We start from the raw sequence: 10,798 nt of genomic DNA, 5'->3' as shown, positions 1-10,798 counted from the left end.
ATCATGGACTGCGCGAGAAGTCGGTACAGTGCATCGGGCCGCACGGTTTCCACCGCATGGCCTATACGGAGTGGGGCGATCCTGCCAACGGCAAGGTGCTGATCTGCGCTCATGGGCTGACGCGCAACGGGCGCGACTTCGACTTTCTGGCCCAGGCGCTGGCCGATGACTATCGCGTTGTGTGTCCGGATGTCGTGGGGCGGGGACGCAGTGACTGGCTTGGCGTGAAGGCCGATTACGGGTTTCCGCTGTATGTGTCGGACATGATTACATTGTTAGCGCGCCTCGATGCCCGGACTGTGCATTGGATCGGCACGTCGATGGGCGGGATTATCGGCATGCTGATCGCGAGCCAGCCGCATAGCCCGATTTCGCGCCTGGTCCTCAATGATGTCGGCCCCGTGATCACCGCCACATCGCTGCGACGAATCGGGGAATATGTCGGCCGTGCGCCGAAATTTCCCAGTATGCAGGCCGCCGAAGCGTGGATCCGCGAAGTCAGCGCGCCATTCGGGCCGCTTACCGACGAGCAATGGCAGCACCTGACGCGCTATTCGGTGCGCCCGGTCGAAGGTGGGTTTGCGATGATCTACGACCCCGGCCTGGGGGATGTCTTCCGTGACGCTCCGATCCTGCTCGACGTCGATCTGTGGGATGTCTACAGGGCGATACACTGTCCGACGCTTGCGATCCGCGGAGCGGAGACCGATCTGCTCGAAGTGGCAACCTTCCAGCAAATGGCCGAGCACGGGCCACGTGCGCGCCTGGCCGAGGTTCCGGGTGTGGGCCATGCGCCGATGCTGATGGATGCCAGCCAGATTGCATTGGTGCGGGACTTCCTGCTCGCAAAGTAAATCGGGAATTCCGCGGAGCGAGCGCCTGATGACCAAGATATCGATTCTCGACTGGGTTGCGCTTGGCTGGTTCCTGGTTGCTTGGGCGGGTTACGGCTGGTTCTCGGAGAACAGCAGGTGGGCGGCGAAGGGCTTGATGGACGTGAGCCACCGCTACCGCCTGCAATGGGCGCGCGAACTGCTGATACGCGAGGTGCGCGTGACCGACGCATCACTGGTGGGTAACCTGATGCAGAGCGTGTCCTTCTATGCGAACACCACGATCTACATCATCGCCGGTCTGCTCGCGGTGCTCGGTGCGCTGGACCAGGTGATCCGCTTTGCCGCCGACCTGCCGTTCGCGCGCGAAACCTCGCGCGAGCTATCGGAATTGAAGCTCGTGCTGTTGTTGACGGTGTTCGTGGTGGCGTATTTCAAATTTACCTGGTCGCTGCGCCAGTTCAACATGCTTTCGATCCTGATCGGCGCAAGTCCGTCCGGCGTTTCGGGTGCCGTGGCCGAGGCTGCGGCGCAGCGGCTCGCGATGGTCAATTCGCTCGCCGGTGACGAGTTCAATCGCGGAATTCGCGCCTATTACTTCGGTCTCGCGGCGGTCGCCTGGTTCATCCAGCCATGGTTGTTCCTGTTGGTCACCACGGTGATTGTCGTCGTGCTGTACCGGCGAGATTTCGCCTCGTCAGTTTTGACGTCGCTCGCGAGCGAAATGGATCGTACCTGAAGGGGCGAGCGCGGCGCGAAACGCTATTCGGTGTCGCTGCCGGAATTTTCCGGGTCGAAGCGAATCGATGCCGAATTGATGCAGTAGCGCAGTCCTGTCGGGGCAGGGCCGTCCTCGAACACATGTCCGAGATGGCCGCCGCACTGGTGGCAAAGCACTTCGGTGCGGTGCATCAAGTGGCTGCGGTCTTCGGCACTGTCGACATTTTCGGGCGCCGCCGCGGTCCAGAAGCTTGGCCAGCCGCAGCCGGCATCGAACTTGTGCTCCGAATGGAACAGCGGAGCGCCGCAGCATACGCAGCGGTACTCGCCCTTGTCCCAGCAGTTCCAGTATTCGCCGGTGAAGGCGCGCTCAGTGCCTTTCTTGCGGGTCACTTCGTACTGTGTCGGGGAGAGTTGCGCGCGCCATTCCGCATCCGTTTTCTCGATCTTGCGGCTCATCAGGATCTCCTTCGCTTGGGACTGCGCGCGCCTGCCGTGTCAATGCAGGTGCCGGGGGGGCTGTTCGCCGTGCTCGTCGGGCATCTCCGCATGCACGATCTCGCCGTCCGGCGATGGGTACAGGGGGGCGCCGCAGTCATCGCAGTATTCGAGCGGGAAACGGTGCTCGAGGTTCACGATATCCGTTACGCCACAGTCGCGTAGCACCGCTTCAATCTCGGCCGGGCCGTCGACATTCTCGTCCTCGGCGCCCAGCAATGGCCACACTACGCCATGCACCACCTGATCCTTTCCACGCAGGGTCAGGCCTACGCGGTACTCCTCGAGCTCACGGTCGTGGAAGGGTGCGATCACCGCGCGCACGCTGGCGGCGGGGGTCTCGAGTTCGGCGCCGAGGAAGGCGACCGAGGCGCGGATCGCATACGGACGGCCATCCTTGTCGGCTTGACGGCTGGCGGCGAAATACGCTTCCGGCAGCACGACTTCCATTGCACAGCCGGGCATCAGCGGTGCCAGACAGGCGCCGCCCTGCATGCGCCACTGGGTCAGTGACTGTTCACGGGTGCGGTCGGCCTCCTGCCAGGCAAACAGGGCTTCGCCCTTGGGTACTGCGATGGCGGCCAGCAGATAGCGTGTGTCCGACAGGAATTGCGCAGTTTCCGGCATACCCTCGGTGTCGATATGCAGATCGCGCCCGCCGATCGCGGCACGCCCGAGTTCGGCCACAAAGGCGGCCGTGGCGGAGTAGCCCTGCGGCAACTGATCCGGGCTGAAGAGGAAATCGGCGAGTGCCAGTTTGACCTTGTTGGCGAGCACATGCGCCTGCAGGTGCACGCGCAGGTTGGCGAGTACCGCGGACGGAATGCTGTTGGCGGGGATGCGGTAGCGCGACCACGCAAGTACCGGCGCAGCGATCAGCAGGATATCGTGCTCGGGCGATACGCCCGGCGCGCTCTCGGCACGCGACTCGATGAAGTCGGCCAGTTCGTCATAGCCGCGCGGTTCGGCGCTGTAGAGATGATCGAGCGCGGCGTTGAGGGTCTCCTCGTCGCCCTCTTCAAGGATGCGGTCGATGGTGTCGCACAGATGCCGGTCCCAATAGCGGTCTTCGGCGCGGCTGCCCGATTCGGCCAGCCCGGTGGCCAGCCAGATCAGCTTTTCGGCATCGCGGCCCAAACCACCGCGGCGTTTTTGACGGGGTCTTTTCATGATGATTCCTGTTTGGGAGATGTTGCAGCCGTGCGCGGCTCAGTAGGCGGGCTTGTTCAATCGCACGGCCTGCAGGATGGTAGCCGAAATCTCTTCGATCGATTTCGTCGTCGAGTCCAGCCACTGGATGTTCTCGCGGCGCATCAGCTTTTGGGCCGCGTCGATCTCGAAGCGGCAGTTGTCGATCGACGCGTAGCGGCTATTGGGGCGTCGCTCCTGGCGAATCTGCGACAGGCGTTCGGCGGCGATGGTCAGGCCGAAGAGTTTGGGGCGATGGCGATGGAGCTCTCCCGGGAGTTTGTTGCGTTCGAAATCCTCGGGGATTAGCGGGTAGTTCGCCGCCTTTACGCCGAATTGCATCGCCAGATACAGGCTCGTCGGCGTCTTGCCGGAGCGCGACACGCCGACCAGGATCACGTCCGCGTCGGCCAGTTCGCCGTCTGTCGAGACACCGTCATCGTGTGACATCGCGAAGTTGATCGCCTCGATGCGCGCCTTGTAGTTCTGGCTGTCGGCAATGCCGTGGAAGCGCCCGACTGCGTGTGTCGAACGCTGACCGAGTTCTGCTTCGAGAGGCACGATGAATTGCTCGAACAGGTCGACGAACAGCGCGTCGATTCCGTGCAATCCGCTTTTCGGGTCGGGGTTGACCAGCGTGCTGAAGACGATCGGGCGCACGCCATCAGTTATCCGTGCCTCGCGGATCTGGCGTGCGGCGTCGAGCGCTTTGTCGAGATCGTCGACGAAAGGGATGCGAACCTGACGCAAGCGCGCATCGGGAAACTGTGCAAGCAGGCTGTGGCCCAGCGTTTCGGCGGTGATGCCGGTACCGTCCGAGACGAAGAAGACGGTACGAATGGGTAGATCGCTCATTGTCCAGGCCAAAAAATGGGGTATTGGGGAAAACCTGCCGTGCGGCAGAGCAGCAATTGCCGGTAAAATCGCATTTTGCTTTCTCCCCAACAAAATCGGAAGGCCATTCATGACCCGTTATGTCATTCCCTTCACTGAACTGCGCATGTCAGACGTAGAGCAGGTCGGTGGCAAGAACGCCTCGCTCGGCGAGATGATCAGCCAGCTACCTGCCAGCGTGCGGGTGCCGGGCGGTTTCGCGACCACTGCGGACGCGTTCCGCGAGTTCCTTGCCCATCAAGGCTTGGCGGAGCGGATTCGTGCTGCACTCGATGCGCTGGACGTGGATGACGTGGAAAAGCTGGCAAAGACCGGCGCGCAGATCCGTCAGTGGATGATCGATACGCCTTTCCCCGCCAGGCTGGAAGCTGAAATTCACGCTGCCTACAACGCGCTGACCGCAGAAGGCGAGGGTAGTTTCGCGGTGCGTTCATCGGCCACGGCCGAGGATCTGCCCGACGCCTCGTTTGCGGGGCAGCAGGAAACCTTCCTCAACATCCACGGCTACGAGAACATCCTGCACGCGATGAAGGAAGTGTTCGCGTCGCTGTATAACGACCGTGCCATCGCCTACCGCGTGCACAAGGGCTTCACGCACGCCGAAGTGGCGCTGTCGGCCGGCGTGCAGCGCATGGTGCGCTCGGACACCGGCGCGTCGGGCGTGATGTTCACCATCGATACCGAGTCGGGCTTCGACCAGGTGGTGTTCATCACCGCTTCGTATGGTCTGGGCGAAACGGTGGTTCAGGGGGCGGTGAACCCCGACGAGTTCTACGTGCATAAGCCCACGCTGGCGCTGGGCAGGCCGGCCGTCATCCGCCGCAACCTGGGTTCCAAGCTGATCAAGATGGTCTTTGCCGACAAGAAGGAAGCCGGCAAGTCGGTGCGCACCGTCGATGTCGCCGAAGTCGAACGCGTCAAGTTCTCGCTGACTGACGAAGACGTGCTGGAACTCGCGCGCTACGCCGTCGTGATCGAGCAGCACTACGGTCGTCCGATGGACATCGAGTGGGGCAAGGATGGCGAGGATGGCAAACTGTACATCCTGCAGGCGCGGCCCGAGACGGTGAAGAGCCAGTCCACCGGCCACGTGATGGAAAAGTACCGCCTCAAGCAGTACGGCAAGGCACTCACCCACGGCCGTGCGATCGGCCAGAAGATCGGTGCGGGCACCGTGCGCGTGGTTGCCGACGCGTCGGAAATGAGCCGCGTGCAGGCCGGCGACATCCTCGTCACCGACATGACCGACCCGAACTGGGAGCCGGTGATGAAGCGCGCCAGCGCGATCGTCACCAACCGCGGCGGGCGTACCTGCCACGCAGCGATCATCGCGCGCGAGCTGGGCATTCCGGCAATCGTCGGCTGCGGCAACGCCACCGAGGTGCTGGCGGAGGGCGATTCGGTGACGGTTTCCTGCGCCGAGGGCGATACCGGCTATGTGTATCGCGGCCGCCTCGACTTTGAGGTCATCACTACCGACATGGGCAACCTGCCCGAGATTCCGGTGAAGATCATGATGAACGTCGGCAATCCCGAACTCGCTTTCGAGTTCGCGCAGATTCCGAACGGTGGCGTCGGCCTGGCGCGCCTCGAGTTCGTCATCAACAACATGATCGGCATCCACCCGAAGGCGATTCTCGAGCTCAGCCAGGTGCCGGCCAACCTGCGTGACGAGATCCTGCGCCGTTCGCGTGGCTACGCGACGCCGAAGCAGTTCTTCATCGAGAAGTTGGTCGAGGGCGTGGCGACGATTGCCGCGGCCTTCTACCCGAAGCCGGTGATCGTGCGCATGTCCGACTTCAAGTCGAACGAGTACCGCAAGCTGCTCGGCGGCGAGATCTACGAGCCGGAAGAAGAAAACCCGATGCTCGGCTTCCGCGGCGCCTCACGCTACATCGCGCACAGCTTCCGCGACTGCTTCGAACTCGAATGCATCGCGATGAAGAAGGTGCGCAACGAACTCGGCCTGACCAACGTGCAGATCATGATTCCGTTCGTGCGCAACGTCGAGGAAGCGAGCGGCGTCGTCGACCTGCTCGCGGCGCACGGCCTGAAGCGCGGCACCAACGATCTCAAGCTGATCATGATGTGCGAGATTCCGTCGAACGCGCTGCTCGCCGACGCCTTCCTTGAGCATTTCGACGGCTTCTCGATCGGCTCGAACGACCTGACCCAGCTTACGCTCGGCCTCGATCGTGACTCGGGTCTTGTCGCCCATGCGTTCGACGAACGCGATCCGGCGGTCAAGCAGCTGCTGTCGATGGCGATCAAGTCTGCCAACCGTCTCGGCAAATATGTCGGTATCTGCGGCCAGGGGCCGTCAGACCATGCCGATTTCGCCGAGTGGCTGATGGACGAGGGCATCCAGACCATCTCGCTGAACCCGGATACGGTCGTCGATACGTGGTTGAAGCTGGCGGCGCACGTCAAGAACTGAGCCTGATCAGTTTGCGGAATGGAAACGGCGGCTTCGGCCGCCGTTTTTGCTCCCGCATTGGGAATCCGCTGTGAGATGAGCCGCGCCAACCGTCACCAAGCAAAAAGATGAATTCGCCTGCGTCGGTACCGACTTTCCTCGGCTTTGACTGGCCCCTTGCCCGCAAGGCCCTGGCGCTTGCACTCGCAGCGTGGCTGTCGTTTGCGATTGCCGCGGCGCTGCATGTTCACAATGCCTATTGGGCGGCGATGCCGGTGTGGGTGCTCACGCAGGCGTCGCGTGGCCTGGTTGTGGAGCGCGCGCTGTATCGGATCGTCGGTACCCTGATCGGCGCGGGCGTGGGTTTTGCCCTGATGCACATTCCGACTTCGCCGTATGTGCAACTCCTCGTACTGGCGGTTTGGATCGCGGTAAATGCAGGACTGACCCATGTCCTGCGCGGTGTGCTCGGGTACGCCGCCCTGTTGGCTGGAATGACGGCGGCGGTGGTTGTAATTCCGTCGGTGCTGATGCCATCCGATTCGATCGATATCGCCATGGCGCGCGTGCTGTGTACGCTGATCGGCGTGGTGGTCAGCACACTGGTGCTGGCGGCGCTGACGCCCGAGTCGCCGCTGTCGGATTTTTATGCCCAGATACGAGCCGTGTCCGCAGAGGCCGTGGCGTATGCGGCGCGCGTGCTGCGCGAGGGCATGTCGGAGCATCATGGCAAGGAAGAGCGCCGGATACTCGGTCTGATCAGCAAACTTGATGCCTCGGCGCGTCTGACTTCGGCCGGATCGGTGGCGGGGTATCGGCGCTTGGGTGACGTGGATCTGCTCATCATCGGATCGCTGACGACGATGGCTGGGGCGCAGGCGATACGCAACAAGAGCATCCCTTGTGATGCGGTCTTGCTGGATCAGTTGGATCGCATCGCGGCCCACCTCCGCAGCGCATGGGACAGCCCTATGGCGGAGGATGAGCGGCGCATCGATACGCGCCAAGACGCAGACTTGCTGCGTTTGAAGGGCGCCATCTGGCAGATTCTCGACGCCGACGTCGCACTGAACCGCCCAGATGCGGTTTCCGGTCCTTCCGTTGCTCCGAGACTGCGTCAGGCCTGGCTGGCACCGCACCGTGAGTGGCGGCTGGCATGGCGCGCCGGTACGCTGGCAGGGGGGGCGAGCTTTGCGGCCGCGCTGCCCGGATTATGGTGGCCGTGGCCACCACTTCAACTGGCAGCTTTGGGCGTGAGCATCTTCGTCATGGTGCTGGGTTCCTTGCCCTTGCCCCAGTTGATCGCGCCAAAGTTGTTGACCGGCGTCGTTGCTGGCGTTGTCGCGGCCGTCTTCTACCGCCTGGCGGTGCAGCCCGAGATCGCCACCACAACGGGGCTATTGCTGACGATCGCGCCGTTCCTGCTCGTGGGCGGATTCGTCCGTGTGCATCCGCAAACCGCCATCCCTGCCGTCGACGCCAACATGTGCTTCCTGCTGGCCTCGCAAGCCGGTATGCCCGCTACAGATGACGTCGGCAGGATCCTCGGCGATTCGGCCGCACTGATCTTGCCTGCGGTCGTACTGGCCGGCGGTTTCATCCTCTTGCCACGCCGTGCCGAACGACAAGCGGTGGATGCGGCGGCAATGATCCGTCGCGACCTGCTTCGCATCGTCGAGTTCGGTGCAAATACGAATCCTGTGGATTGGCACGCCCGGGGCGCACGCCAGATTCTGCGTCTGACGCTGCATCTGGGGCGGGCGGAAGGGCTTGGCGAACGCTGGCCCGAGGGCTTGCTGGCGACGCTGAACGTGGGGCAGTCGCTGATCGACATGCAGCGTCTGGGCATGCCGGACGCCGTGAAAGCGCTGCTCGTCGGGATACTGAAGCAGCAAATGCTGCCGCAACAGACCGCGCAAGCATTGCTCGCGTTGGCGGACGCGGCCGATGACGACACGCACAAGCTAGCGATTCGGTCACTCGCCGGCATGCTCGTCCGCGCGGCCGACCTGTTGAACTTTGGTGTCCCGGCAAGGCCGGACAACCGGGAATAGCCCTTGCGAACTGAATCCCCGGATTGCGCCGCCCCCGGAGGCTGCGCAATCCGGGGGCGAGATTCAGAGTGCTGCCGCGACGCGCGTGCCTTGGTCGATTGCACGTTTGGCATCGAGTTCGGCTGCGACATCGGCGCCACCGATGAGCCGTACATCAATGCCCTCCGCCTGCAAGGGCCCATGCAGTTCGCGCAGCGGATCCTGGCCGGCGCAGACTACGATGCTGTCGACATCCAGACAGCGGGACTGCTCGTCGACGGTAATGTGCAGGCCGGCGTCGTCGATGCGGTCGTAGGTCACTCCGGCGAGCATCTTCACCCCCCGCCGGGTGAGCAGGGTGCGACGGATCCAGCCGGTGGTTTTCGCGAGACCTTCGCCAACCTTGGTGGGCTTGCGCTGCAACAGCCAAAGCTGGCGCGGTCGTTCTTCGTCCTGCGGTTCGCACAGGCCGCCGCGGCCGGCATAGGTCGAATCGATGCCCCATTCGCGCCGGTAATGCTCGATCGGGTCCGTGGCGAGATCGGCGTGGGTGAGGAATTCGCTGACGTCGAAACCAATGCCGCCGGCACCGATGACCGCTACCTTGCGCCCGACCGGCTTTCTGCCCGTAATCACGTCGATGTAGTTTGTGACTTTCGGGTGCTCAATGCCGGGGATATTCGGTGTGCGAGGCGCGATGCCGGTTGCGAGCAGCACCGAGTCAAAGCGTCCGGCAAGGTCGCCGGCCGTCACGCGCTGATTCAGGCGCAACTCGACGCCGGCTTTCTGCAGCCGGCGGCCGAAGTAGCGGAGCGTCTCGGCGAACTCCTCCTTGCCCGGAATCCGCTTTGCGAGATTGAACTGACCGCCAATTTCGGCCGCGCTGTCGAACAGCGTTACGCTGTGGCCGCGTTCGGCTGCCGTTGCTGCCGCGGCCATGCCTGCCGGGCCGGCGCCGACCACCGCGACGCGCTTGCTCGTCGCCGCAGGAGAGATAATGAATTCGGTCTCGCGGCAGGCGATCGGGTTGACCAGACAGGTGCAAGGCTTCGCCTCGAAGATGTGGTCGAGGCAGGCCTGATTGCAAGCGATGCAGGTATTGATCTCGTCGCTGCGGCCGGCTTCCGCCTTGACGACGAAATCGGGATCGGCAAGGAAGGGGCGGGCCATCGAAACCATGTCGGCGTCACCGCGTGCAAGCACCTGCTCGGCCACTTCAGGGGTGTTGATGCGGTTTGACGTGATCAGCGGGATCTTCACTTCGCCCTTCATGCGCTGCGTCACCCAGGTGAAGGCCGCGCGGGGCACCATTGTGGCGATGGTCGGGATGCGCGCTTCGTGCCATCCGACCCCGGTATTGATCAGCGTCGCGCCGGCGGCCTCGACGGCTTTGGCGAGCTCAACGATCTCTTCCCACGGTGCACCGGCCTCGACGAGGTCGAGCATCGATATACGGTAGATGACGATGAATTCGCGCCCTACCCGTTCGCGTACCCGCCGGACGATCTCGACCGGAAAGCGGTGGCGGTTCTCCATGCTGCCGCCCCAGCGGTCCTTGCGGTGGTTGGTCTGCAGCACGGTAAATTCGTTAATCAGGTAACCCTCGGAACCCATCACCTCGACGCCGTCGTAGCCGGCCCTGTTCGCCAGTGCGGCGCAATGAGCGTAGTCTTCGATCGTGCGCTCGATGTCGTCTTCCGTCATTTCGCGCGGAGTGCTCGGCGAAATCGGCGCCTTCAGCGCCGACGGCGCGACCGAACCGCGGTGGTAGGCATAACGGCCAGTGTGCAGAATCTGCATGCAGATTTTTCCCCCCTCTGCATGTACGGCCTCCGTAATCAGCCGGTGATGGGCGACCTCGTCCTCATTGGTAAGTGCCGAGGCCCCGGGGAAGATCACGCCTTCGCTGTTGGGGGCAATGCCACCGGTCACGATCAGGCCCACCCCGCCACGCGCGCGCGCCGCGTAGAAGGCCGCAAGCTTGGCGAATCCGTTGCCCGACTCCTCCAGTCCGGTGTGCATCGAGCCCATCAGGACGCGATTCTTCAGCGTGCAGAAGCCGAGGTCGAGGGGTTCGAGCAGCCGCGGGTAGGCGGCAGTCGGGCGTGCATCGGCGGGGCGCATCATGATTTGTCTCCTTGATATCTTTATGTTATTCGACGTACGGTACCGTATCGTCGCGATACGCCGATGATAGTGCCTTGCCTCCCTCACGG

The 10,798-nt window shown here is 63.2% G+C and carries 8 protein-coding genes; 4 read left to right on the top strand and 4 right to left on the bottom strand.

Features of this window, described 5'->3' with window-relative positions; genetic code table 11:
- Both GPA25_RS12405 and GPA25_RS12400 read left to right on the top strand, forming a co-directional pair.
- A partial coding sequence (locus GPA25_RS12405) for an alpha/beta fold hydrolase (protein ID WP_246265645.1) occupies positions 1 to 854 on the top strand: 854 nt, incomplete at its 5' end.
- A gap of 28 nt (positions 855 to 882) precedes the next feature.
- Positions 883 to 1,572, top strand: a complete 690-nt coding sequence (locus tag GPA25_RS12400) for a DUF599 domain-containing protein (protein ID WP_169260704.1) — start codon at positions 883 to 885, stop codon at positions 1,570 to 1,572.
- 23 nt (positions 1,573 to 1,595) lie between these two features.
- On the opposite strand, the gene msrB is transcribed toward GPA25_RS12400, so the two are convergent.
- From msrB to ppsR, 3 genes are read right to left on the bottom strand one after another with little or no spacing between them, the layout of a single operon-like run.
- A complete protein-coding gene (msrB, locus tag GPA25_RS12395) occupies positions 1,596 to 2,012 on the bottom strand; it encodes a peptide-methionine (R)-S-oxide reductase MsrB (RefSeq protein WP_169260703.1) in 417 nt (138 codons plus the stop codon).
- 39 nt (positions 2,013 to 2,051) lie between these two features.
- Positions 2,052 to 3,221: a DUF2863 family protein gene (locus tag GPA25_RS12390; RefSeq protein ID WP_169260702.1), complete on the bottom strand. Its 1,170-nt coding sequence runs from the start codon at positions 3,219 to 3,221 to the stop codon at positions 2,052 to 2,054.
- Between the two features lie 39 nt (positions 3,222 to 3,260).
- Entirely contained in the window at positions 3,261 to 4,094 is an 834-nt protein-coding gene (gene ppsR / locus GPA25_RS12385) for a posphoenolpyruvate synthetase regulatory kinase/phosphorylase PpsR (RefSeq protein WP_169260701.1), read from the bottom strand.
- Between the two features lie 109 nt (positions 4,095 to 4,203).
- Between ppsR and ppsA the strand changes: the two genes are divergently transcribed.
- Both ppsA and GPA25_RS12375 read left to right on the top strand, forming a co-directional pair.
- Positions 4,204 to 6,570, top strand: coding sequence for a phosphoenolpyruvate synthase (gene ppsA, locus GPA25_RS12380; RefSeq protein ID WP_169260700.1), 2,367 nt, complete (start codon positions 4,204 to 4,206; stop codon positions 6,568 to 6,570).
- Between the two features lie 107 nt (positions 6,571 to 6,677).
- Positions 6,678 to 8,603, top strand: coding sequence for an FUSC family protein (locus GPA25_RS12375; protein ID WP_169260699.1), 1,926 nt, complete (start codon positions 6,678 to 6,680; stop codon positions 8,601 to 8,603).
- A 63-nt stretch (positions 8,604 to 8,666) separates the two neighbouring features.
- On the opposite strand, the gene GPA25_RS12370 is transcribed toward GPA25_RS12375, so the two are convergent.
- A complete protein-coding gene (locus GPA25_RS12370; RefSeq protein WP_281357715.1) occupies positions 8,667 to 10,709 on the bottom strand; it encodes an oxidoreductase in 2,043 nt (680 codons plus the stop codon).
- Positions 10,710 to 10,798 lie beyond the last annotated feature (89 nt).

The organism is Aromatoleum diolicum (genome assembly GCF_012910955.1).
GTDB lineage: Bacteria > Pseudomonadota > Gammaproteobacteria > Burkholderiales > Rhodocyclaceae > Aromatoleum > Aromatoleum diolicum.
This window is presented reverse-complemented; position numbering and strand designations above follow the sequence as displayed.

Coding starts and splice junctions, on each gene's coding strand:
- GPA25_RS12400 (WP_169260704.1), top strand. CDS start 883: ATGACCAAGATATCGATTCTCGACTGGGTTGCGCTTGGCTGGTTCCTG.
- msrB (WP_169260703.1), bottom strand. CDS start 2,012: ATGAGCCGCAAGATCGAGAAAACGGATGCGGAATGGCGCGCGCAACTC.
- GPA25_RS12390 (WP_169260702.1), bottom strand. CDS start 3,221: ATGAAAAGACCCCGTCAAAAACGCCGCGGTGGTTTGGGCCGCGATGCC.
- ppsR (WP_169260701.1), bottom strand. CDS start 4,094: ATGAGCGATCTACCCATTCGTACCGTCTTCTTCGTCTCGGACGGTACC.
- ppsA (WP_169260700.1), top strand. CDS start 4,204: ATGACCCGTTATGTCATTCCCTTCACTGAACTGCGCATGTCAGACGTA.
- GPA25_RS12375 (WP_169260699.1), top strand. CDS start 6,678: ATGAATTCGCCTGCGTCGGTACCGACTTTCCTCGGCTTTGACTGGCCC.
- GPA25_RS12370 (WP_281357715.1), bottom strand. CDS start 10,709: ATGATGCGCCCCGCCGATGCACGCCCGACTGCCGCCTACCCGCGGCTG.